The organism is Prevotella sp. E15-22 (assembly GCF_023204875.1).
Classification (GTDB): domain Bacteria; phylum Bacteroidota; class Bacteroidia; order Bacteroidales; family Bacteroidaceae; genus Prevotella.
The window spans coordinates 3,110,422-3,134,267 of sequence record NZ_CP096247.1 but is presented as its reverse complement, the minus strand read 5'-3'; the positions used below and the strand labels follow the sequence as shown (position 1 = coordinate 3,134,267).

Genomic DNA, 23,846 nt, shown 5'->3' with positions numbered 1-23,846 from the left:
TTACGCAGTTGGCCAAATATCTGGGATAAACTGCACGGATTTGTGACGGATGGTTTGATTAAGCGAGAGCCAAGCCGAATAAATTCGAGCTTTCTTGCGTCCCGTTGGTAGCGGCAAAGCGTTACGAACAAAGAGACAGCAATCCTTCCCCATTGATTCGGAGAAGCGATTTCTATGTGATTTAACCTTCGTCCGAAGCGTTGGTGCCCCTTTCTACCATATATGAAGATAACTTGATGACGAATAATTATCCTTTCATACATTAAAAAGATAGTTCATCGCTAAAAATTTATCCTCTCATAAATAGAATTTGTAACTTTGTGCCAAAAAGAAGACTTTGACCATGCCGACAACGAGAAAAGCCATAGCGCAGTACCCTTTTGAGCGGATCTAGGTGGCCCCCTTCACCCAGAAGCGCGGATTCGACGAACGGAGTTTGACCTACCGCCTCGTGCCCATGGAACCGGCGCGGCAGCGAACGGGCATCAAGGTGCTCGACAGCGTCGTGGACCGCAAGAGCGGCGACATCGGCAAGTACGCGCTGTAAGTTTATCCGGCGGATTGGTCTCCGAAGGTCCTGTATCTTCGTTTTTTTTACTCTGAAGGTCAACCACTGAGGTAAAAAGTGGACAAATTCATCTCGAAATCTGCATTTTTTAGTATAATGTACGAAATACGAATAATTTTGTGTATCTTTGCCCCTGCATTCCGCAAAGAATGCAAGACATATTGCTCAATAGTCTCACAATCACCACGTGAAAAAGAGCAAACTCCTATTATTGGGACTGCAACCCAAAAGGGCGCAGCTTTCCCATATTTAGGAGTGGCTTGTGGTGAGCCGTGAGACGTATGGCGAGAGTCTGCGCCTCTTATAATCAATTATTATCTAACTAAAGCCGAAGGGTAACGGCATAACAACGCCCATTTATCATATGAATAAAGTAATTCTTATGGTGTTTTGGATGTTATCACCGACTATTGCTAATGCCTTCACAGGAGAAAAAGAAATAAATGGGATATGGTATAACATCGTTACAAAAATCGCTACAGCAGAAGTCATTAGTTCTAAAGGTAATAAGTATAGTGGTGATATCGTTATTCCTGCGACGATAGAATACGAGGGTGTTACTTGCAATGTCAATGCCATAAAAGAGTCTGCATTTAGTTATTGCGACAATGTAATAAGTATAAAGATGCCAAGTAGCATAAAGACCATCGGCTCTATGGCCTTTTTGTACTGTTCAAAACTGACAAGTATTGAAATTCCCTCCAATGTTATAGAAATCGGTTATAGAGCATTTGCAGGATGTAGTGGAATGAATTCTATTGTCGTGGATAATGCAAATACCACTTTCGATTCTAGAAATAATTGTAATGCGATAATTGAAACTTCGACAAACAAACTTATTGTAGGGTGTAATAATACGATCATACCCAGTGGCGTTACTACCATTGGTACGTTCTCTTTCGAAGCAAGTTCAGGGTTGTCTTCATTGATTATTCCTAGTACTGTTACAACAATTGAAGATTGCGCTTTTCAATCTTGCTCAGGACTTAATACAGTTTATATACCAAATAGTGTCGTTTCAATCGGAAGAGGCGCATTTAGTGGAAGTGGTATTACTTCAATAGAAATGCCGAATAGTATTTCTGAGATTATGTTTGATACATTTAGCGGTTGTAAGAATCTCCAAACAGTGGCAATTCCAAATAGCATTACAAAAATTGGGCAAACTGCATTTTCAGGATGTAGTTCTTTGGTTTCAATAACAATTCCCAATAGTGTTACTATTTTGGAAAAATCTACTTTTAACGGATGCTCGGGATTGAAATCCGTCACACTTGGAGAGGGGCTCAAAACAATTGCATATAACACATTTAATGGCTGCAGCAACCTTAATACGATTGTCCTAGGAAGCCAAATTGTCAAAGTCGAAGAAGCGGCTTTCAGAAATTGTTCGAGTTTGACATCACTATCCTTTCTTAATAATGTCAGTCATTTAGGTCTTCACGCATTTGAAGGCTGCACAGGACTTGAAGAAATAATAATTCCAGATAAAGTTAATACTATGGATAAAGAGGTGTTTTACAACTGCTCAAATCTTCAATCTGTTGTAATAAGCGAAAACATGACTTCTATTTGCAATGGAACCTTTAGAGGTTGTGCAAATTTAAAATCTGTAACAATCGGATCTAATGTTGAATATATTGAAGAAAACGCATTCCATAGTTGCACGGCATTAACTTCAATTAATTTCCCCTCCAGAGTCAAAGTAATAGGAGCTGGAGCTTTCGGTAATTGTATTTAGAGACCTCTAAACAACTACAAACAATGAAAAACATATAGAGATAAATCTCTGTATATCAACTACTTTTAGATTTTAACACTTCGGGCTTGCTTTTTGGTAGTTCTCAAAAATCCGCTTACCTTTGCAACGCATTTCTACCGCGGAGAATTTTGAGGGCTTTTATTTTGCCATCTCATGGACAGGGTTGACAAAGGTTGACAAGAGTGGACAACGGTTGACTGAAGAACGAGAGGGAAAGGAGCAAGGAAGTGACCTCACTTGATGAACGTGACATCGTGGAATGAGTTGACAATGGGTGTCAATGATTGACGAAAGTTCACTCCGTGGCGGTTTGCATGAAATTGATTGTAAAACCACATAAAAAGGAGTCAAATGAGAAAGACAAGAAAATGCGCCTTCTGCGGAAAGGAGTTCACTTGTAACAGCGGCTCGCAGAGGTATTGCTCAGAACAATGTGCCGAGGCGGCAAAGGCTCAGCGCAAGAAGAGGCAACAGGACTTTTTGAAGGCTGTCCAGCCTGTTATAGACATCGCCAGCCAGGAGTATCTCACATTCTCCAAAGCTGCCATCCTTATGGGATGCTCCCCGTCAGTACGTTTACAAGTTGGTAAACGAGGGTAAACTTCCTGCATCCCGAATCAGCAGCCGGATGGCATTCATCCGCAAGGCAGACATTGAAAAGATGCTTGCAGGAAATCCTTATCATCGTGTCTTGCCAACATCCAAACCTAAGAATCCTTCTTCCCTTTCGTTGAAGAAGGAACATGATTCAAGTAAGTCAACGAGGAAAGAGAACTCTTTTCAAGACATTGAACCACTTGAATACATCTCTGGCGAGGACGTTATGGCAACCTACAAGGTTAAGAAGTCATGGCTCTATGTTTCAGCCAAGAGAAACAACATACCTGTGTGCAAGATTGCAGGCAAAAACTATTATAGCCGAAAGCACATGGATGCACTCTTCGGAGTTTCCGCTGAGATAGAAGCCTTGACAGAATGGCTGACAACGGATGAGGCAGAAACACTTTATTCCACGACCAAGGAATCCTTGCGCACCCAAGCCTACCGTCGCCATATTCCCACCAAGCGAGAATATGGCAAGACCTATTATTCAAAGAAACATCTGGATGACATCTTCCGTCCCGACCTGAAGGCGAGTGATGCCTATTACACCACAGCCGAAGCTGCCGAGAAGTACGGCATGACCAAGAGCAACATCTGTGTCATGGTCAAGACGAACAACCTCACGAAGGTGAAAGTCGGTGTGCAGAACCTCATCGTCAAGGAGGAATTAGACCGAATAATGGCAAGCAGACTGGCACAATTCGGGGCTTACAGGCTCCAATAACGCCCAATAATAGGCATCAACTGCGTGAAAGTACAATTATCCATGAGTTATGAAAAGGTGCTTTGGTCACACTTTCATCACGCAGTTACTTTGCACCCGCTATGAGACGCATAGCCTTCGATTATTAACAAAACAAATTTCATACAAGTATGAGTAACATTTGTAAGACAGTAACCTTGCGTACGCGTAAGATAAAGAAAGGTACGCAGCTGAGCTTCTACCTTGACTACTACCCCGGCTACAGGGATGAGTCAACCATGAAGGTACAGCGACATGAGTCGCTTGGCATCTACATCTTTGCCAAGCCCAAGAACCAGCGCGAGCGTGACTATAACGAGCGCATGACGGAAAAAGCCGAGGCACTGCGCTGCCGACGCTATGAGAGCATCGTGAACGAACGCTACGACTTCTTCGACAGAGAGAAGGAAAAAGGCAACTTCCTCGCATGGTTCAAGAAAAAGGCCGATGCCAGAAACACCAAGTGGCAGAACGTCTATAAGCATTTCGAAACTTTCTGCGAAGGCAAATGCACTTTCGGGGAGATAGACGTTGACCTGTGCAACAAGTTCAAGGAGTACCTTTATACCGCTCCACAGACCATCCACAAGAAGCAGAAGCTGCACACCAACACCATTGCAGGCTACTGGTCAACCTTCCGCGCCGTGCTCCACACAGCCTACCGCGACCACAAGATCAAGGAGAATCCCAATGGCTTCCTTGACAGAATAGACACTATTCCTACGGAGAAGGAACACCTCTCACAGCCTGAGCTCGTCAGCCTTGCCAATACAGACTGCAAGGAACCTGTGTTGAAAAAGGCTTTCCTCTTCTCTTGTCTGACTGGACTCAGAAAGAGCGACGTTAAGGCATTGACGTGGAAGAAGATTCAGCCATACGGAGATGGAGGCATGTATATCACTGTGCGTATGCAGAAGACTCAGCAGCTTGTGAACAACCCCGTCAGCGAAGAGGCTCTTGAACTCATCGGCTTCTACGACGGAGAATACGAACCCGATGCAAAAGTCTTTCCCGACTTCAAGGACAAGATGACAGGCACCTCCTTGAAGAACTGGCTGAAGGCTGCAGGTATCACCAAGCACATCACCTTCCATTGTGCTCGTCATACCTTTGGCTCCTTGCAGGTTGATGCAGGAACAGGCATCTACACCGTCCAGCACATGCTCGGACACAAAAATGTGGAAACCACTCAGATTTATGCTAACATGGCTGACGAGAGCAAGCGCGAGTCGGTCAACCGCATCACGTTGAAGCCAAAGATAACTCCGCAACTGAAAGTCGTCGGGCAGGGCTAAACCTATTTGTTGGTTCTATTTCTTCGAGAAATGAAACCAAAGAAGCTTTTTTCAGGTCACACACATGGGAAAATGGGAACCAACAGGATTGGCTCTCATTTTTCGTTATACCTTTGTAGGGCAATCAAACAACGGAGAAAAAGGAGGAAAAGGCCAAATGTGAAAATCATACTCACTTCAAGTATGATTCACAAATAAACATAAATCATTGGCCTACAGACGAAAAGACTATACGCCATGTGCAAAAATCTTCTTAACTTTGCAGCACAATTTCTGAAACAACGAACAATAACACATAAAGACAATGAAAATAGATTCACCATCTTCAATCACTTCACGTGAGGCTTCCATCCGGCTCGAATGGATCTCCACAAGAATACTGCCGGGAGTTGCAGTACTTCTTCTTTCAATTCCACTTTGTCAGTGGGCAGACTCAAATCTTCCCGATGGCATCGTTCCTGTATCTATCATCTACTTGATTATTGTAATAATCCTATGGTCAATGTACATGGCTGTGCAGTATGCTTTCGTGGGAATAGCTCAGACGAGGAAAACCAAGGACAAGGTTACTATGGAGAATAGCAATCCTCACGAAGAAGATGTGCAAGCACCTGTTTTTCTTTTGGAGGCAAAATCGTTTGCTAATGAACCAGAGGATATAAACCCTGTCGGTTGTGTTGAAGCATTTTCCAATAACATAACCGAAGTAGAGCTAAACGAAGAGATAGCTGTTTCAGATACCAAGGTTATAGAAGGAAACAATCCTGTCAATAATCCATCAACTGTTTCGGCTGCTTCTGCCAGCTCGACCTATCAACAAGGCATTGATGACTTCTATCAGAGTCAGGCAGAAAGCCAGAAGAAGAAACTGGATACCATTCATGAATACCTTCTATACATCATGTCTCCATTTGTATATGAGGAAGACATGGACGATTTCTGTACAGACCTGTTGAGATTCGCGATGGATCACGACTACCGCCCTGAAGTTGAGTGGAAGAGATTCAAGACCAAACTGAGTAGCTTCGATGTCCGTCATCTTGTCTGGAGCATTGCCATAAGGTTGGGACTTGGCAAAGGCAAGGTTTACAGCAACGATGATTGCGCCTGTTATATCGAGCGTCGTTTTGCTTCATTGTGTGTGACAGCCAGTGGAGAGCCATTGTCACATAGCACACTCAGGAATCTGACAGTCACATCCAACAGCGACCAGATACATTGTGACATTCAGGGAGAAGACGGATTGTTATTCCATATCCCTTCACAACTGGGCGTAGAGAAAGACAGAAGATAAACTTTCTCACCTCTCCTATATCAATACTTAGACATCACATATTGGAGCCACATCAGAAACCGAACTTGGTGTGGTCCTGTTGTGCCTATGCCCTTTTGCGCTGAAATCTTACCCCTAAAAACAGCCGTAATCCCAATTGTCATTCATTATACTTACATGTTCAATATTGTCAAAATGACGCGTCAGATTCTTGTTTTATCCACTAATAACAGCCAAAAAGAAGGCTCTACTGCGTGATTGTTTCGTGACGCACCAGTTATAAAACTGTGGCTTGCCCTCCGATTCGTAACGGGGTTCCTTTGCAGCACGATTCCACTAAAGGGTCGTGTTGTAAAATGACAAATAAGGAATTAACGTTCAATGACCTTCCGCAGGTCGTTGCCGAACTTCGGGATGAAGTGTCGGGCATGAAGGAGTTACTGCTGAACCTTCAGAACAGACCAACTCAGCAGAGAGAGAACAGACACCGCCCTGTCACACCAGAGCAGGTTGCCGAGTACACCAACATTCCCCTTGCGACCATCTACCAGAAACTCGCAAACAGGGAAATCCCAGGTTCCAAACCTGGCAAGCGATGGGTCATCTACCTTGACGAGATTGACAAGTGGCTGGAGGCGAACCGCAAGAATCCCATCCCTCTGACGGATGAGGAGCAGAACGCTGCCATCCTTGCATCGCACAAGCGCAAGCCGAACAAGTCCAGTTGGAACGATGAAGCTTCAGCTCGACGACGTCAACCTATTGCAAAACCATTTGACGGGGATAAAATCTAAAATCAAGCAATTATGAACGAGCATAAAATTCATTACTGCTTCATTCTGTCCGAGGAACAGATGAAGTATCTACGCAGCAAGAAGTACAAGATGACGCACTTCTCACAGATTCCTTACTATAAGCCAGCAGGCAAACTGATCTTCTTCGAGAAGAGTGCCTTGCTTGACTGGGTGCGCAACGTGAAGGTGAAGTCCGAGAACGAGATAAGGGAGGAAGCTGCCTTGCACCTCTCCTGTCTCAGCGTTCCCCGTTCTGAGAGAACCCATGTATAACCATATAAATATGTATGCTTATGGAGAACTCTCATTCTGAAACACGGCTCATCCTGTCCCTGTCGCTACAGGACATTGACAATCTTGCCAAAGACCTGAAGCCAAGACAGAGGATGTTCCGCTTCTTCTCACTCCTCCGTCATGCCGCAGAAACCGACGGTACGCAGACAAAGCGTAGCATAGACTACAGCGTACAAACGGGACAGGTAGGTGCTTCGCATTCCGAACTTGCCAGAGAATGGAACCGCAACCGCAGTACAGTCACCCGTTTCCTGAAGGAACTGGAGGCCGACGGACTCGTCAAGGTGAGTACGGGCAATGTATCGTCCGTGACAGACATCAAGTGTCTGCTTGGCTGGCAGCATGGAAACAAGGTAACGCCGAACCTGTCAAGTGACAACGAACTTGTTTATCAACTAATCATCTGAACAACTATGGGAAAGATTGTATTATACACTAACGTAAAGGGAGGTGTCGGAAAGACAACCCTTTGTGGTGTCTTTGCCACCAACCTTGCCAATATCGGCAGAAACGTCGCCGTAGTCGATGCCGACCTTCAGCAGTCCCTGTTCCGTCATCGTAAGCGTGACCTTCAGCATAATCCCGATGCCAGTCTGCCCTGGGAGATTGAAACGTTCTGGGGCAGGACTACAGAAGAGGTGACGCAAATCATGTCGAAACTGAAGCAACTGCCCTACGACATCATCATTGACTGTCCGGGTAACCTCGTTGACCCGAACCTCAAAGTCATCTACTCATGTGCTGACATTGCTGTAGTACCTATCCATTATGACAGCGATACGCTTGATGCCACCCAGATGTTCTGCGAGGTATTCAAAGCTCACTTCGGAGCGAAGATATTCTTCGTCCCCAATGGCATTGTGTCGGTCGAGGAAAGGCGTGAACACCTCCAGCAGGAAAGAGACAAGGCCATTGAGCAATTGAAAGCCTATGGCACGATAACACCGAGGATAAAGCGCAGCGTGGTCATCGGCGACTATAATACGCTGTTTCCGCTTACTACCTATCAGAGGAATGCAGTCAAGTATGCCTTTGAACCTGTTATCAATGAATTGCAGAAAGGAGGTGCAGAATAATGGATCCAGACAACGCTTTCAATGAAATCTTCGGCAAAAAGCCATCAACAGAGCAGAAAACAGAGCCGCAGAATAGTCTGGAAGATACTTCTTCCATTAAGGAGCAGAGTGAAGCAGTTCTCCAAACACTATCCGTGCAACAGCCCATGCAGGAAGAGCATGAACCTGATACGGCAGAGAAGCCTGTCCGCAAGCGTGGACGCAGGAGAAAAGGCGATGTCAGTGTCGATGGCTCAACCCCTGATAAGGTCGGCCACTTCTCTTGCATCTGTGACAAAGACATCATATCAAAGGTAAGGGCTATCGCCTGGCAGGAGCACTTGACTGTAAGGGCTGTCGTTGAAAGCATGTTCACCAAGTGCATTTGCAAATACGAAAAGAAGCGTGGCCCAATTCTGATTGAACCCAATCAGTCGTCTGAAGAACTCTTCTGACCGTTACACGATTCCTCCTTTTGTGCAGACACCGAACTGAATGTTGGTTCCGTGTCTGCATTTTTTTGTATAGCCATATAACGATGGCATACCTATACACTATGAAAGAGTATAAGCCTATAGGCATATACACATCCACAACGTATAGGGGTATATTCAGTATTAGCATATACCAAGTATAGGCTTATTTTCCGTATAGGGTTATAGCATGTATGAATGTACAGGGATATAGGCATATAGCTTTACATTTGGCGCGACGGCTTTGCAATGTATAGCCTTATATAGATATACGGTTATACATTAGCGGAGTTTCTGCAATCTCTTTTGTGGCTGCCATTTGTATAACCCATATTGAGTATAGCCCTATAGGTGATATACAGTCTGAAACCAAAGGGTGGTTCCATCTTGCATTTTACGGATGTGGTAAATGCGCAGCAAATCTTACAACGGCATTGGGCTTGGGATGCACAGCAGATTTCCAGTCAATCACCATCCCAATTGCTCATTTTCCTTTTCCCTTCTTTCAAAGATTTGCGACAGTAGGCCGTCGGAAATGTTCTCGCCCTGAAACCGATGCGATGTCTTGTCATTCAAGCAGCAAAGCCCCAGAAGCCTCAGAAATGCTCTAATTCGTGGTTTTGCCATCCCAGATGTGTCATTACCCACGAAAGGATTTTGACGCTTCCTGAAGCCATTTTCGAGTCTTTGTAGAGGCTTACACGCTGGCAAGGCCATCCATCCACACCTGTATAGTTATTTTTCAAACCTACGGGCACTGGGCTTGCCCATGTGCCACATTTTTACAGTATCGGGAAGCTCACTACCCGTTCCGATTTTCATCGGACGGAGATTTGACCAGATAATTCTGCAAGCAGAGGTCATGGAATCTGGCATGAAGGTGTTCCCACACATGGTCGGCCATGAATGGCAGCGATTAATCTCTGGCAATTTTATCCAGTCAGTCTAATCGGCTTGCCGATGCCACTTTTTCAAAGTCATGGGAAGCCTAATTCCCCAATCCTCATTCGGGACTTGGAAGACAGACCAGATAAAATTGCAAGCAATGGGGTTTGTAGTGACTATGAAAACTCTTCAAGCGACTGTCATCTGCACGAATGAAATCTGGTAGCAAGATGATACCAGGGCAACTTCTTTCCCATACTTCAAACGAGCTTGCTCCGCGCAGCAGAATCTGTACTCCTGAACCGAGTTAATTTCTGTTAACTCTTATTAGGCTTAGCGTTTTTTCAAAACACTGTTCGACGCAAGCGTCGCATGATGATAAAATCCGCAGCATTTTTACGTGGCTTACGAGAGTCGTTTCCGACACGTCGGAGCTCGCTCCGTTAGCCATTCGACGGTAAGGATGGGTAGCCTAATACCCCTGCCAACATTCGAGGCATGGGAGGCTAACCAACCCAATTTGCAAGCAATGTGGCAGAAAGCAAGAAACATCAACCGAAGTCCGTTACGCAACAGAGGCTTGCCTCTGTCCACTCAACGATAGAGAGGGGCAGCCTAATACCCCTATCATCGCTTCGTTCGATTGGAGGGGGCCACCCCCTCGGCAAGTCTTCAATGGCAGTTTCACCTGGATAATGCTGTGGACAGAACAGCCCCTCTCATAGTAACAAAAACTTCAGCAGTATAGCGAAAACAGAAAGCTTATGTTGCACCGTCGTTGTCAATCTGGCATCAGTACAAATCGGATTCCTTTTTTTGAGCAGCTAACAAAAATGGTCACTGACCGCATATTTGCGCAGCAACCATTTAATAAATCTTGACAGCCCCGTCTCGTCATCACGACGCGACGGGGCTTAGGTGCCTATAGGACTTTTGAACAAAAATTACTTTGTTTGTTTAACTGATCTTCTTTTATTTACTAACTGTTTTAACTATCTTATAACTTAAACGTGGCGCGGAGCAGGGCGGTGCGACCGCAGAGGGCGTAGTCGTAGGTGTAGGTGTTGATGCCGTTGAAGAGGGTGTAGGCGTAGTGGCGCTGGTTCAGGAGGTTGTCGAGTTCGAGGCGGAGGACGAGGCGCTTGAATTTGTACTGGGCGGAGGCGTTGAAGAGGGACATGCGCTTGTATTGGTCGGCGGTGAGCTGACGGCGCACGTGGTCGTAATCCAGTGAGAGGTCGAGGGTGGCGATGGGGAAGATGTGGACGGCACCGCTGTGGGTGAGGGAGGTCGTAGTGTTGCTCTCTTCGGAATAGCGCGAGCGCGACCACCCGTAATTGATGTCGTACCGCAGTTCGAGCCAGGGGACGGGGGTGATGGTGGCGTTGCCATGTAGGGCGTAGCTGTTCGTGCGGGTGTCGATGACGGTGGCCTCCTCCTGACCTCCCCCCATAGAGGAGGAAATTGCCTGTTCGCCGCTGCCGAAGCTGTAGCTGCCGTCGGCACCGAGCTTGGCAAAGAGCGTGGGGATGTTCTTCGTGACGGAAGCGGAGAAACTGGTGGAGCGGCTGCGGGAGTCGCGGAGCAGGGCCGTGCTGCTCACGTCGATGCCGCTGACCGACTGCGACGTGAGCGTGTTCTGCTTGCCTTCGCTGTGGGTAGCTGCGAGGCTCAGCGTGAAGTACTGCATGGGCAGTTGCCACTTCCAGTCGCCCGACGTGTGCCACGTGTTGGACTCGCCGATGATGCCCGACGAGGTGCGCACCGAGCGGTAGTCCACCTGCATCGGCTCCGTCAGCAGCGTCATCATGTCGCCGATGGAAGTCGTGTAGCCCGTCGAGAACGACAGCTTGCTGTTGGCCGAGAAGGTATAATTGATGCCCATCGAGGGATTGAGCACGGGCTTGGTGTAGTTCAGCTTATTGTAGTACAGCCCCTTCAGCGCGGCCCCGATGCCCGCACTCAGGTAGAAGCGGCGGTTCTTGGAATGAATCTCGAAGCCGGGGTTGAGGGTTGGCGTGAAGGCCCAGCCGCGAATGTCGTTTTGGTCGCCGGTTGCCATGCGATAGGTTTCCAAATCGTCATACATTGCGGACACGCTGACGGGCAGATTCAGGCGGAACGACTTGCCGATGGGGATTTGGAACGACGAGCCGACGTTCATGCTGAGCGTAGAGGACTGCGCCGTCTGCCCATAGTCCGTACCGTCTTGGCTGAACGACAGCCGCAACGTCGGTGTCCGCTTGAACGACACGTTGGCATGGACGTGTCGCCGTGCGCCCTTCTCCGTCCTGCCCATCCAGAAGAGTTCATTGCCCAACTCAAACGATGATGTCTTCCGTCGCTGCTCCACCGACTGCTGATTAGCCACCACATCCCCCTCATTCTGCTCAAACTTTCCCTTCAAGACAAACGTCTCGCTGAGATACACGCGGTCGGCGTTCTTCAGATAGTTCATTGACAGCTTCGGCAGATGAATCTTCGTCAGCGGCGACGTCTGTTCGCTCACGTTCACGTAATCGCCGCCGTCGGCAAGGTACGTCGTGCTCTGGCTGATGTCGTGCGTGGCGCGGTGGTAACAGTAGTCGGCGTTCACCTTCATGGTCGTGAACGAGTCCGTGCGCAGGATGCCGTTCACCGTCGCCATGCCGTTGCGCTGGTAGAGGTACTGCCCCTGCGGAGGCGCACCGCCGTCGAAGCCGCCAAACAGGCTTGTGGCGCGGGTACTCACGTCCGAACCGCCGAAGTGGTCGTACATGTCGGCCCGTGCAAAGCCCTTGTAGTTGCCGCCCTTCACCGAACAGATGGTCTGGAACTTGTTCGTGAACATCATGCCCGTCAGACCGAGGAGGGCTTGCAGCCTGTCATCACCGTCCTCCATATAGCCTGCTCCCGCCTCCTCCTGCCCGAACGGCTTAAACTTCGCCTTGTTCGACAGTTTGATGTTCATCGACACCTCGTTGCTCGGCACGTCCTTCTCCACCCGTCGGCTGTGATGATTACGCACTATCTCCACCTGCGTCACATAGTCCGCCGGGATGTTCCGCGTCGCCAGGTTGTACTTGCCGCCCAGCAGGTCCATGCCCTCGATGTTGAACTGCGAGATGGGCTTGCCCATGTAGCTGATGCCGCCGTTCTTCGACACGTCCACGCCCGGCAACCGCTTCAGTCCGTCCTCCAGCGTCACGTCCATGATTTTCTGCCGAAGCTCGCGCACGTTGCCCGGCCATGAATGGGTCAGCAACGCTTTCCGTGCTTCGGAGCTGAATCCGCTAACCTTGCACTCCAATTCATTATTGGCAATCTCGCGGAAAAACTCTGCCAGCGGCATGATGTCTTCCTGACAATCACGCAGCGGCGGAACGGTTATATCGAAGTCGTGCAGACGGTACAGCAAGTCCTGCCGGAAACGCTTTTCATTGACCGCCTTTTCCAGATTCTCGTTGGTGGCAGCGATAATACGGACATTGAAACTTCTATCCGTCCTGTCACCAACGGGGCGGTATCGCCGCTCCTGTATGGCACGCAGAAGCATCTGTTGGGTTTCCGGTGCGAGGTTGCCCACTTCGTCCAAAAACAGCGTGCCGCCTTCGGCTTCATGGAAATATCCTTTCTTGGCACTGTCCGCACCGGTGAATGCGCCTTTGACGTGTCCGAAAAATGCCGATGGAGCAAGCTCTTTGTTTAACGATCCGCAGTCCACAGCCACGAACGGCTTGCCGGAACGTTTGCTTTTATCATGCAGATGGTGGGCGATATGCTCCTTGCCCGTGCCGTTCTCTCCGAATATCAGTACGCTCATGTCGGTTGGTGCTACCAGCCTTATCCGGTGCATGATTTTCCGGAAGGCGGAACCGTCACGGGCAAACACGGGCATACGGCTCCGCCCGATATTCCGCTCTTTCAGTATGGTACGGAGAAGAGGCACGAGTTTGTCCTCCACGAGTTGTTTGGGTATGTAGTCCAGCGAGCCGAGTTTCATACTTTCAACCGCCGTATGCACTTCGGCATAGTCGGTCATGATGATGAACGGCTGCGTCATACCCTCTTTGCGCATCCAACGCAACAGGTCGATACCATTGCCGTCAGGTAGGCGCAGGTCTGAAACCACGATGTCCCCGTCAGCGGCTTGTTGCAGAAGTTTCCTCGCTGTCGAGAGGTGGAAAGCCTGCACGGTACGGAATCCCTCACGTGCCAGCAGGTTACAGACAAACTCGCAATACACGATGTTGTCCTCCACCACGATGATTTTTATCTTATCCATTGTTGTATTTCTTCCTTTCTTCTTTTGCCAGCCGGATTATCTCCGAACCCTTATCCAGCACAGCTCTTACGGCATTGCCTATTGCTTTGTCGTCAGGTGTGCCATTGTGATGAATCAGTTTATAAAGTTCCCTCAACGGTCTGTCGGCACGGAGTATCTCCCAAGAGCTGCGCAGGTGGTGTGTTAGGGCGTCCAGTTCCGGAAGGTCTTTCCGTTGTTCCGCATACCTGAGCGACTGCATTTCCTTTTCTGTTTCCGTTATCAATTTCTCCAGCATGACGGCTTCATTGCCGTAGGATAGCAGGGAGGTGAAACCCGGCTTTTCATTTTGTGCCGCATTCATGGCGCATTTATTTGAAATCTCCATCAGTTCAGATATGGAGAACGGCTTGAACAGGCATTCTGTGAATCCATGTTCTATAAGTTCCTCTTTGCCGCAACTGCCCGAAGCGGTTGTCACGATTACCGGGATATCCCTTGAATTGCCAACGTTGGAAGTGCGCAACAGTTCCAGCAACTCGAAACCGTTTATATCCGGCATATTCAGATCCGTCAGAAGAAGGCTGTATTCCTTTTTTCGTATCAGTTCCATCAGCTCCGCAGCATTGGTGCAGGTATCGCAGTGTATCCCTTCCTGTGCATACATTTCTTTCAGCATCAGGAGCAGCACTTCGTCATTGTCGATGGCAACCACATCGTGGAATGTATGGTTATGATGAACCTGTGTTTGATTTATCCGTTCCGGTAGTTCCTCGGCTGTCTGCATGGGGATTTCCACCGTGAAACGGCTACCTTTGCCTTTATCGCTCTCCAGACGGATTGTGCCGCCGAGCATTGTCACAATACGCTGAACAATGGAAAGACCTAATCCGAAGCCATCCTTTGCGGCAGCGTTTGACAGACGTTCAAACGCCCCGAATACCCGTTGCTGTTCCTCTTCGGTCATACCTGTACCCGTATCTTCGACGATAAGTTTCAGCAGACCGTTATCATAATCTGCCCGCAAAGAAACACTGCCGTTCTCCGTGAACTTGATAGCGTTGGACAGCAGGTTGTTCCCGATTTGCAAGATGCGTTCCTTATCTGTACATACAAAGGCATCCTTGTGGCAATGTATTGTCAGAGTCAGTCCTTTGTTTATGGCGATTGGCATAAACTCCGTTTCGAGCGTATGTGTGATTGCGGAAATCCTACATGCGGAGAAATTAGGCTGTTCCTTGCCGTTGTCCAGCCGGAAAAAATTCAGCAGGGTGTTCAGCATTTCACGCATGCGGTCAGAAGATTCCTGAATGTTTCGGATATACGTCCCGGTTTTATCCGTATTGCAGTCTTTCCGCATCAGTCCGGCATAACCCGTTATTGCCGTCAGTGGTGTACGTAATTCATGGGTAATGGTATGAACGGCTTTCTTGCGAGAGGCTATCAGTGCCTCGTTTCGCTTTGCCATTTGTTGCAGTCGCTCAATTAAATCTGCGGTTTCCTGTTTATATCGCTTGATGCGGTTGGCATTTCGGTGTATGATGATATATGATATGACCAGTAGCAGTATAACGAACCCTGTCAAGCCCCCAATCTGAATGAACGACCGTTCCCGCATGGCTGTTATCTCGGCTTCCCGCTTTTGTAGGTCAGTTTGTACTTTCCCGTCTATTTGAACAACCAGTCCTTGCAGTTGCCTGTTAAGTTCCGCATTTCGTGCGGCAAGGCTATCGGCATGAACCGATAAGCGACGGCTTTGCGCCTGTTGTTCGGTTCTCATATTCCGGTTAAAGGAACGGTGCATCGTGGTAGTCACAGTTGGTTTCGCTTCTTCCTTTTTGCCGAAGATGCCCAAGAATCCTTTTCGTTTAGGTTTCTTGGGTTGTTCTTGCACACTTTTCTGCGCGATTACGGGTACTTGACGGGGTATCTTATCGTTGATGGCTTGTTGCTGTTCAAGTATCTGCACGATTTGGCACATCTGCCGTTCCTTATCTTCGAGAAGATGGCGTACGCTGTCTATACGCTCTGCCGGATAGGTAGCTTTGAAACGGCAGAGCATACTGTCCATTGCCATACGCTGTGCATGGTAATGTTCGATATCTTTATCGTTCCATTCCAGTATTGTTTCACCAAATAGAGAGAATTTTATCATTTGAATATTGATATTGTTTATCTCTTTTCGGAACTCGTCTATTTTTTTATTGTCAAGTTCTAATGCTTCTATCTCCTGCCATTCATAGAAGCTATTATATGCTATACATCCGATAAGAACGGAGATAAGTATATACCCCAACCGTATTGTCTTATAGAAATTCCTGGATCGTTCCATTATTTTGATGATACTGATTTTTCAAACATGAATAAAAGTTTATCCTTTTCTTCCATACGGGTATTATCAGAATAACCGCCTTTTGTTATTTGATACCCACACGGCTTAACCATAAAAGTGCCTAAGCCTTTAGTGTATGAACTTACTTCTGAGGCATAGTCTTTACTTGTATTTAATGGAACTTTCCCTTTAATATGACACCACTCATTATTACAACTGATGTCTTCAATCTCAGACATCAGTTTTTGCAAATCTGTAATAGCTTTGGAACTCGCTACTTGGGGTATCTGCAACTCAAAACAGAGCATCGGTTCGAGAATGTCCACACCTGACTGTTGCAAAGCCAGCCTGAAGACATAAGGGGTCAGCTGTCTGAAATCAGCAGGTGTACTTACCGGGCTATAATACTCGGCTTGAGTAAAAGTTACTTTCAGATCTGTCACTTCCCATCCATGTAAACCAGATTGGCAAGACATACGAATCCCTTCAAAAACGGCATTTTGAAAAGAATGGTTCAGATAACCATAGGAGATGTCACTTTCGATTTGCAACCCTGCCCCTAACGGTAAGGGTTCAAGAGTCAGCCCTATTGTGGCCCAGTAAGGGTTGGGTGGTACTTCGATCTGAATAATCTTATTGACCTTTTTTATAGGTCGTTCTTTGTAGATAGTCTTGATCTCATCAAAATGGACCTTTACGGAAAATCGTTCTTCCAGCAATGTCTGTATGATTTCCTTTTGGGTCAAACCATATAACGAGATTTCCAATTCATCACTATATGAGTTTATGGAAAAGGACAAAGACGGGTCTTCAATCCACAATGTATTCAGAGCGGATATCACCTTGCTTCTCTCTTCGGGCTTATTTGGCCGGACGGAGGATTTGAGAGCGGGATGCTGATGAGATAATCCTTGAATCAAACAAGGTTTAGCACCTAAATAATCTCCGATTCGAAAATCTTCTATATCTTCTACAATCGCGATATCATTGGCACCCACTTCATCAACATTTATCTCTCTGCCCTGATAAATAGTCTTTAGATTTTTAATCTTGATGAATTTTTCCGAATCGTTGATTCTTACAACGTCTCGAAGTCTCAGACTTCCGTCAATTATTTTAAGAAAACTTCTTTTATGCCCTTTGGGGTCATGCTCTATCTTATAGAGATAAGCTGAAAGTCTGTTTGAGACTGATGCCGGAGGAAGTATAAAAGAAGAAATGGCGTCCAACAACTCATTGATACCGATATTGAACATTGCTGATCCATGTAGCACCGGATAGACTTTGGCTTTTGCCACAAGAGCGATTATCGTATTCCAATAATCAGCCGGTGAAATTTCGCTATCCGCCAAATATCGTTCTAATATATCGTCGTCATGGTTGCATACAAATTCTTTGTATTCTTCCTTTATATATGTTTGGGAGCAAACCGGATAAACCGATCCATCGACAATAGTTTGCATAAACAGGACATCTTGCGACAGATTTGTTTTTATATCCATATACAAACGCTCCAAATTCACACCGGCACGGTCAATCTTATTGATAAATATAATTGTCGGGATTTGCAGCTTTTGTAAAGTACTGAACAGCAACTTTGTCTGCGCTTGTATGCCTTCCTTTGCGGATAAGATGAGGACTGCTCCATCAAGCATTTTGAATGTCCGCTCCACTTCCGCAATAAAATCCATGTGTCCCGGAGTGTCAATGATATTGCATTTCACTCCATTCCAGATAATAGATGTCGTAGAAGCCCGGACAGTAATTCCTCTACGTTTCTCTATATCCATAGAGTCCGTTATGGTGTCACCATTATCCACACGGCCGCACTTTTCCGTTGCTCCACTGGCAAACAGCAGATTCTCGGTTACGGAAGTTTTTCCTGCATCAATGTGAGCAAGAATTCCTAAATTTATAATATTCATTTGATTAAGCAATAATATACTACAATAGATGCATTGCCGAAACGCACCTTTTAATACCTCCTCGTAGCATGTAGAAAACTACAGGATTCTTAACTCGTATTAATATGTATATTATTACTGCCGCATAATTGAACGCAAAGTTACGAAAAAATCGTCATAGAATAATAATTTTGCTGATACTTTTTGAATACTTTAACCGTTTTTTGCCGAAAATAGCTCGTTATTTTATATTTAGGTGGCATTATATACGAGAAAAACAGGTTGAATTGATATGTTCAGCGCAATTATTTGCAAGTTGTTTTTATTTTTGTACCAATGACTGACTGTTTTTTGAGTCTTTCATTGCATATGTCTTGTATTTTTGTAAGAACCACCTTCAAAAAATGCACAGATACGCCGATTTTGAGGTTTGCAAAAGTTAAAAACGTTAAATCTTCTTCTTTTTTAGCTTCTTTAGAATGCACGTCATCACTTTTCTACCGTTTAACACGTAAATAGTTGAAATAAAGCGGTTTGCAAATACCATAGTTGTGGACTATCTTCTATTTATTTACCAGACAATATAGGTAGTATCCAACGAGGTGCTTTTGCTTATTGCGACAAATTATCAACAGTTACAATTGGAAGTGGAATTGTCTCTATAGGAGAATATGCTTTTCAAGAATGCAAGGAAATTGTAGATGTATATTGTTTTGCCGAGAAAGTTCCTACGACAAAAAGTTCAGCATTCTTTTTAGCTGGTATTGAATATGCAACGCTTCATGTACCTGAGTCTAGCATTGATTTGTATAAGATGTCAAATCCTTGGAATAATTTTATGAATATTGTGGCAATAACTGATCCCATGTCAGTTTCAACAATTGCCAATGATGGCAAATCTGGGAACCTGAATATTTATTCCATCAATGGTGTCCAAAGAGATACAATACATAAAGGTGTCAATATCTTAAAGTATAACAATGGCACGATAAAAAAAGTAATAATAAAATAGGTTTAAGATGACAGAGCAGCAATTTGAGAAACTCAATGAACTCATTGATGAGGGATTTGCAGTTAAAACAAATACTCTCGAAGGAAAGAAAAATTTTCTAAAGAGCGTTCAGGTTTTTGTTGGCAATACATACACAGAGAACGGGAAAGATGTGCCGCTATGGGTTTATTTAATTTTGGTCAAACCGATAACTATTGGTAATAACATTCCACAGGCTGATGAAAAAACTTTTGTAGACAAGCAGATAAATGATTGTTTAGACCATCTTTTAGATATGCGTTCAAGACACAATGACAACCTGCTTACCGAGATTAATCTTAGACTAGCAGAAGAGTCTACAAAGCAATCTTTATATGCGAAAAGAGCAAATGTTTATGCCGTGATAGCAGCCATAATATCCTTCCTTTCATTTATTGTCTCCATAATAGCCCTAAATAAAATAAATTAAGATTACATAACTTCTCAGAAAACGGGAGGTCGACGCTGAATCGCCATCGTCGACCTCCCGAATATCTTTTCTAATTGTATTTATAATAGCCCCTGAATTATCTCTATTGCTTTAGTGTTTCATTGAACTCGTCAAGCGTCAGGACGTTGAGTTGGGGAAATGGGATCTTTTTCAGATGATCGAAGTGGCTATCCTCGGTCACGATGTAGTCGGCTCCAGCGGTGATAGCGCAGTCCACGAACTTGTCGTCGTCCTTGTCGATGTCGGTAAGCAGGTGAAAGCGGAAGAATGACTCGCGATAAACAATCTGCGGATGATGCGCAATGGCTTCGACAACGTTGTGGGCTATTGCGGGCGAAGTATGCACGGCGAGAATTTCCTCGTACTCGGTCAGTATCTCATTACTGACGCACAGGCGATACTTGCCAGCCAAGAAGTCGGTCCATATACGATGATACAGGCTACGCGTGGGCAGACTCTGAATAAGGGCGTTAGTATCAAGCACTATGAGTCGCATCGTATTCTTATTTATAAGATGTACGCAAGTGTTGGCCACGCAGTTCGTCGAGTTTCTTCTGGTCGAAGGTTCCCTCGTCCCACATCTTATCGATAGCCTTTTGTGCCCGCTCTGCAAAGAAGAGCGAGATGGTGAGACGCAGCGCGTCAAGGTCTTCCTGCGAGGTGACGTTGGCCGCCGCGTTCATCAGTTCCAGTTGTGCCATTTCTGAGTAACTCATACGCATCTTGTTTAATATTTCGCCGCAAAGATAAGAATTTTCTTTCAATTATTCATCGAATTTACCCTAAATCTTCACCAAATCTATTATAACAGGGCATTTTAACGGAACTTACCGCTAAGAATCCTTTTGCGCAGACACTTTACGGCGGGCTTGTAATAGTCAATCTCCATCGCTTCGAGCGTGCGCTTCAGTTCGTCCATCAGTTCAGGATAGAAGGTACACATGCGATAGGCAAGTTTCATGCAGAGCGTCTGGATGCCAGGGAACTCCTCGATGCTGACCGCATGTTCGAAACAGAAGTCGAGGAAGTCTGTGCGCAGATCTTCCTCGTTCATCTTCAATCGCTCGATGATGTTCAACGTTAGCCGCCTGACGGACGAGTTCTCCGTCTGCATGGCCTGGTCAATCAACTCATTAAATATCACCTGCAATTCAGATAGTTCTTCGTTTGTTGCCTTGGTCAGTCCCCACAAGGCACTCCTCGCCACACGATAATCCGAATCGAAAACATACTGTCGTGCAAAGCCCAGGAAATCACCCTCAGCCTTGACTTCCTGATATATTTCCTGCGCACCGCCCTCAGAAAACGTCTGTTTTAGTCGCTCGCTTGTTATCGCCATATGATGTTTCTTATATATGTTGTCCTAACTCGAATGCCTCGTTCAAGGCATTGGTGTTTTTGATATCGCCTTTATCCTTGACACCACGAACCAACACACGACCAGCATCCTCCAACTTGAAGAAGTTCAGGCAGAGCTGGTATTGCGCGAGGATGCTGTCGAAGAGTTCTGGAAGTGTGGCGGCACCTACAAGCAGCAGCGCCATCTTCTTGATGGGGAACGTATCCCTGACGGGATTATGACACCGGTCAATGACGGCTTTCAGCTGTGCACTCAGTCCATAGAAATACACTGGCGAGGCAATTACCAACATATCGGCATGAGCCATCTTCTCGTAGATCATCGCCATATCGTCCTTCTGAGCACAAGTATTGTCTTTGCTCTTAAAGCAAGCGTTACAACCCATGCAGGGATTGACCTTGTAATCGTGTATAGACATGACTTCCACATGGTGTTTCTGCGAGGCTCCTTTGACGAATGCCTCCACCATCAAATCCGTATTGCCGCCCCTCCGAGGGCTTCCTGAGAGAATCAGTATATTCATTTTTTCCTTAAATATATACCTTTATGCTTTGTTATTCGCTTAATCGCATTATTCTGAATGTACAGCGGTCGCTCCCTCTAAGAATTGTATTCTCAATCTGAACATCGAATTGGCTGTCCGGTTCAAGTTGCGAAAGAATATATAGAATACTCTGTCGTGAACACTCACATTGCTGCGGATGGTTTCTCAGCCCACATTTAACTTTAGGGCATGTACATTCCAAATAACTCAGTTCATATACCTTCCCAGGCTCAATCACCCTACCCGTATAGGACTTGCTGTTGTACCCTTCCGTATAGATTCTGTCAAAATCACCATTATATTTGGCATATATTTGCTTATGTATCTGGAGAACATGATCCTTAACACATTCGATGGCTTCTTCTCTATAGCGCATAGATTCCAAAATTATTTATAATCGGCAAGCGTTTTCACCTCACAGCCTTTGCTTTTGTAATAAGCGAACATCTCTGGCAGTTTCTTCAGGTCATAGCTGGTGACACAGTCTGAGAGAACATGCACCGTGAAGCCAACCTTGGCCATGTTGAAACACGTCGATTTCACGCAGCCTGTAGCATCCGCGCCAGCTACGTAGAACTCATTGATGCCGTTCGCAGCGATGAAAGCAGAAAACGCCTCGCTTGTAAGGGCGTTGCTTTTCGTCTTCACGAAGATATTGTCTGACACGACCTTCATCTCAGGCACCAGTTCTTCGCCTTTGCTACCTGGCTTGAACGTTCGCGTAGCAGCGGTGATGTTGTTATGCTTGATATACACAATGTGCATCCCCTCTGCCACAGCCCATTCGATGGCAGCATTGATGTTGCCGATGATGTCACGATAGTGCTTAGTGATGTCGTTCTGTATGTCGATAACGACAAGTGCTTTGTTGTTCATTACTTCCCCGCACAAATTCTCCTTTGCCTCGGCACTGTTCTCCCAGATGGCACCAACCTTTTTGCACGATTTCTTGTCAGGACAGTCGCCACAGGTTTCGTAACCCTTGGCGGCCACACATTTTTTTACCTCGCACATGTGGCTACAGAAGTAGAACTTCTGGCCTTCCACACGGCAACCTGTGCAATTAATACTCTCAGGTGTAATCTGGTCGGTGTGGTTCATCTCGCACCATTTCTTAGCAACCTCGACGCGCATCTTGTCGTCGTTCTTTATCGTGGCAATGCGAGCCTCACAGGTCTCGCAGTTAATGCCACAACATGCAATCATCTTATATTTCTGTTCCATATTTTACTCTTTTATAAATGTTTTCAGTTTATCGTTGAACATCTCAGACTGCTCCATGTGGATGAAGTGGCCACAGGTGGTCAGCTCTGTGTAGTCGAGATGGGGATAAAGTCGTTCCATCTTCTGACGATTGTCAGGATCAAGACCGCTGTTCTGTGTGCAAATGACCATTGTCTTGGCCTGAATAGGTCTTTGCGTCCACCACTGGCGCTCCACCAGGTTTTGCATGGTGCTTGATGCTACATACTGTGGCGTCTGGGGCATGACGCTCATGGCATAGTCGGTGATACTCTTTGGCGTCTCAGGACCAGCCAACGAGGTGACGAAGCCTGTGATAACCTCACTGCAATCAGGTCCGTCGAAGGCATGACCAAACTGATTGACGGCTTCCACGTATTCTGGCGTTTCCGTGCCGTTGTAGAAGCAATAGACACCATCGATATCAACAAGGTTTCCCTGTCGGCCACCCAGCAACACCTGACGGCAGACGGGTGTGCCAAGACTATGGCCCACGAGGACGGCAGCCTCTACATGTTCTTTATCCAATACAGCATTGACGCCCTTGGCAAAGAAGTCGAGCGTGTAGTCCACATGTGGCTTACTGCTCTCGCCATAGCCAGGCAGGTCGATGAACAGCAGGCGCAGTCTCTCCTCATCGCGCAGTCCTTCAAACTGCTTCTCCCATGTGTTGAGGTCGCAGCCGAAACCATGAACGAAGCAGATGGTCTGGCCGCCATTGCCATAAGTCTTATAATGTACGCGTACGCTATCGTTGATGGTTGCGTATGCTGAGTCGATGTCGCTCAGCTTTTCTGGTTTTAAACAACATCCTGTCAGAAACATGCTGAACAGGAGTAGTAAGCATACTTTTTCTTTCATCTTTTTTTATTGTTTTGATGTTGCAAAAGTAGTGTTTCTTACAGATTTCACCAAACAATTGGGATAATCTGCATAAAAATGTGATGAATAACTTGGTGAACTCGCTTATTTGCGGTATTATTGCGGCATGAAACA

Annotated in this window: 17 protein-coding genes and 3 pseudogenes; 11 read left to right on the top strand and 9 right to left on the bottom strand. The window is 46.1% G+C overall.

Annotated features, from left to right (window positions below; genetic code table 11):
* Positions 1-932 precede the first annotated feature (932 nt).
* From M1D30_RS12875 to M1D30_RS12835, 9 genes and pseudogenes are all read left to right on the top strand, one after another.
* Positions 933-2,309, top strand: coding sequence for a leucine-rich repeat domain-containing protein (locus tag M1D30_RS12875; protein WP_248504605.1), 1,377 nt, complete (start codon positions 933-935; stop codon positions 2,307-2,309).
* Between the two features lie 372 nt (positions 2,310-2,681).
* A pseudogene (locus M1D30_RS12870) lies at positions 2,682-3,657 on the top strand (helix-turn-helix domain-containing protein).
* A 149-nt stretch (positions 3,658-3,806) separates the two neighbouring features.
* Positions 3,807-4,970, top strand: a complete 1,164-nt coding sequence (locus M1D30_RS12865; RefSeq protein WP_237802444.1) for a site-specific integrase — start codon at positions 3,807-3,809, stop codon at positions 4,968-4,970.
* A gap of 502 nt (positions 4,971-5,472) precedes the next feature.
* A complete protein-coding gene (locus M1D30_RS12860) occupies positions 5,473-6,264 on the top strand; it encodes a hypothetical protein (protein ID WP_237802445.1) in 792 nt (263 codons plus the stop codon).
* 335 nt (positions 6,265-6,599) lie between these two features.
* On the top strand, positions 6,600-7,037 hold the full coding sequence (locus M1D30_RS12855; RefSeq protein WP_371874101.1) for a helix-turn-helix domain-containing protein: 438 nt from the start codon (positions 6,600-6,602) through the stop codon (positions 7,035-7,037).
* Between the two features lie 12 nt (positions 7,038-7,049).
* Complete coding sequence (locus M1D30_RS12850; protein WP_237802446.1) at positions 7,050-7,310, top strand: hypothetical protein; 261 nt, start codon at positions 7,050-7,052, stop codon at positions 7,308-7,310.
* Between the two features lie 20 nt (positions 7,311-7,330).
* The gene (locus tag M1D30_RS12845) at positions 7,331-7,738 is read left to right on the top strand and encodes a MarR family transcriptional regulator (RefSeq protein WP_248504603.1); all 408 of its coding nucleotides are present in this window, start codon (positions 7,331-7,333) and stop codon (positions 7,736-7,738) included.
* 6 nt (positions 7,739-7,744) lie between these two features.
* Positions 7,745-8,407, top strand: coding sequence for a ParA family protein (locus tag M1D30_RS12840; protein ID WP_237802448.1), 663 nt, complete (start codon positions 7,745-7,747; stop codon positions 8,405-8,407).
* A complete protein-coding gene (locus M1D30_RS12835; protein WP_237802449.1) occupies positions 8,407-8,841 on the top strand; it encodes a hypothetical protein in 435 nt (144 codons plus the stop codon). The genes M1D30_RS12840 and M1D30_RS12835 overlap by 1 nt, the downstream gene beginning before the upstream one ends.
* A 4,078-nt stretch (positions 8,842-12,919) precedes the next feature.
* Here M1D30_RS12835 and M1D30_RS12830 read toward each other — a convergent pair.
* The 3 genes and pseudogenes from M1D30_RS12830 to tet(Q) all read right to left on the bottom strand — a co-directional run.
* A pseudogene (locus tag M1D30_RS12830) lies at positions 12,920-14,008 on the bottom strand (sigma-54-dependent transcriptional regulator); the annotation flags it as partial.
* Positions 14,001-16,319 carry an ATP-binding protein gene (locus tag M1D30_RS12825; protein WP_005944277.1) on the bottom strand — a complete coding sequence of 773 codons (2,319 nt, stop codon included), beginning with the start codon at positions 16,317-16,319 and terminating at the stop codon, positions 14,001-14,003. The gene M1D30_RS12825 and the pseudogene M1D30_RS12830, both read right to left, overlap by 8 nt.
* On the bottom strand, positions 16,319-18,244 hold the full coding sequence (tet(Q), locus tag M1D30_RS12820; protein WP_237802450.1) for a tetracycline resistance ribosomal protection protein Tet(Q): 1,926 nt from the start codon (positions 18,242-18,244) through the stop codon (positions 16,319-16,321). Before tet(Q) ends, M1D30_RS12825 begins: the two co-directional genes overlap by 1 nt.
* Before the next feature lie 535 nt (positions 18,245-18,779).
* Between tet(Q) and M1D30_RS13845 the strand changes: the two are divergent.
* Both M1D30_RS13845 and M1D30_RS12815 read left to right on the top strand, forming a co-directional pair.
* Positions 18,780-19,235, top strand: a pseudogene (locus M1D30_RS13845) (leucine-rich repeat protein); the annotation flags it as partial.
* A 7-nt stretch (positions 19,236-19,242) separates the two neighbouring features.
* Positions 19,243-19,683 carry a hypothetical protein gene (locus M1D30_RS12815; protein WP_248504601.1) on the top strand — a complete coding sequence of 147 codons (441 nt, stop codon included), beginning with the start codon at positions 19,243-19,245 and terminating at the stop codon, positions 19,681-19,683.
* A gap of 103 nt (positions 19,684-19,786) precedes the next feature.
* Here the strand turns inward: M1D30_RS12815 and M1D30_RS12810 are convergent, their stop codons facing one another.
* From M1D30_RS12810 to M1D30_RS12780, 6 genes are all read right to left on the bottom strand, one after another.
* A complete protein-coding gene (locus M1D30_RS12810) occupies positions 19,787-20,200 on the bottom strand; it encodes a putative toxin-antitoxin system toxin component, PIN family (RefSeq protein ID WP_248504599.1) in 414 nt (137 codons plus the stop codon).
* Between the two features lie 7 nt (positions 20,201-20,207).
* Positions 20,208-20,420, bottom strand: a complete 213-nt coding sequence (locus tag M1D30_RS12805; RefSeq protein WP_248504596.1) for a dephospho-CoA kinase — start codon at positions 20,418-20,420, stop codon at positions 20,208-20,210.
* Positions 20,421-20,521: 101 nt separating this feature from the next.
* The gene (locus M1D30_RS12800; protein ID WP_248504594.1) at positions 20,522-21,043 is read right to left on the bottom strand and encodes a hypothetical protein; all 522 of its coding nucleotides are present in this window, start codon (positions 21,041-21,043) and stop codon (positions 20,522-20,524) included.
* Positions 21,044-21,053: 10 nt separating this feature from the next.
* Complete coding sequence (locus tag M1D30_RS12795; RefSeq protein ID WP_248504592.1) at positions 21,054-21,587, bottom strand: flavodoxin family protein; 534 nt, start codon at positions 21,585-21,587, stop codon at positions 21,054-21,056.
* A 408-nt stretch (positions 21,588-21,995) separates the two neighbouring features.
* The gene (locus M1D30_RS13840; RefSeq protein ID WP_371874100.1) at positions 21,996-22,832 is read right to left on the bottom strand and encodes an isochorismatase family protein; all 837 of its coding nucleotides are present in this window, start codon (positions 22,830-22,832) and stop codon (positions 21,996-21,998) included.
* Between the two features lie 3 nt (positions 22,833-22,835).
* Entirely contained in the window at positions 22,836-23,711 is an 876-nt protein-coding gene (locus M1D30_RS12780; RefSeq protein WP_248504591.1) for an alpha/beta fold hydrolase, read from the bottom strand.
* Positions 23,712-23,846 lie beyond the last annotated feature (135 nt).

What these genes read in the sequence shown, in the direction of transcription:
- M1D30_RS12875 (WP_248504605.1), top strand. Translation starts at nt 933, where the DNA reads ATGAATAAAGTAATTCTTATGGTGTTTTGGATGTTATCACCGACTATT.
- M1D30_RS12865 (WP_237802444.1), top strand. Translation starts at nt 3,807, where the DNA reads ATGAGTAACATTTGTAAGACAGTAACCTTGCGTACGCGTAAGATAAAG.
- M1D30_RS12860 (WP_237802445.1), top strand. Translation starts at nt 5,473, where the DNA reads ATGTACATGGCTGTGCAGTATGCTTTCGTGGGAATAGCTCAGACGAGG.
- M1D30_RS12855 (WP_371874101.1), top strand. Translation starts at nt 6,600, where the DNA reads ATGACAAATAAGGAATTAACGTTCAATGACCTTCCGCAGGTCGTTGCC.
- M1D30_RS12850 (WP_237802446.1), top strand. Translation starts at nt 7,050, where the DNA reads ATGAACGAGCATAAAATTCATTACTGCTTCATTCTGTCCGAGGAACAG.
- M1D30_RS12845 (WP_248504603.1), top strand. Translation starts at nt 7,331, where the DNA reads ATGGAGAACTCTCATTCTGAAACACGGCTCATCCTGTCCCTGTCGCTA.
- M1D30_RS12840 (WP_237802448.1), top strand. Translation starts at nt 7,745, where the DNA reads ATGGGAAAGATTGTATTATACACTAACGTAAAGGGAGGTGTCGGAAAG.
- M1D30_RS12835 (WP_237802449.1), top strand. Translation starts at nt 8,407, where the DNA reads ATGGATCCAGACAACGCTTTCAATGAAATCTTCGGCAAAAAGCCATCA.
- M1D30_RS12825 (WP_005944277.1), bottom strand. Translation starts at nt 16,319, where the DNA reads ATGGAACGATCCAGGAATTTCTATAAGACAATACGGTTGGGGTATATA.
- M1D30_RS12815 (WP_248504601.1), top strand. Translation starts at nt 19,243, where the DNA reads ATGACAGAGCAGCAATTTGAGAAACTCAATGAACTCATTGATGAGGGA.
- M1D30_RS12810 (WP_248504599.1), bottom strand. Translation starts at nt 20,200, where the DNA reads ATGCGACTCATAGTGCTTGATACTAACGCCCTTATTCAGAGTCTGCCC.
- M1D30_RS12805 (WP_248504596.1), bottom strand. Translation starts at nt 20,420, where the DNA reads ATGAGTTACTCAGAAATGGCACAACTGGAACTGATGAACGCGGCGGCC.
- M1D30_RS12800 (WP_248504594.1), bottom strand. Translation starts at nt 21,043, where the DNA reads ATGGCGATAACAAGCGAGCGACTAAAACAGACGTTTTCTGAGGGCGGT.
- M1D30_RS12795 (WP_248504592.1), bottom strand. Translation starts at nt 21,587, where the DNA reads ATGAATATACTGATTCTCTCAGGAAGCCCTCGGAGGGGCGGCAATACG.
- M1D30_RS13840 (WP_371874100.1), bottom strand. Translation starts at nt 22,832, where the DNA reads ATGGAACAGAAATATAAGATGATTGCATGTTGTGGCATTAACTGCGAG.
- M1D30_RS12780 (WP_248504591.1), bottom strand. Translation starts at nt 23,711, where the DNA reads ATGAAAGAAAAAGTATGCTTACTACTCCTGTTCAGCATGTTTCTGACA.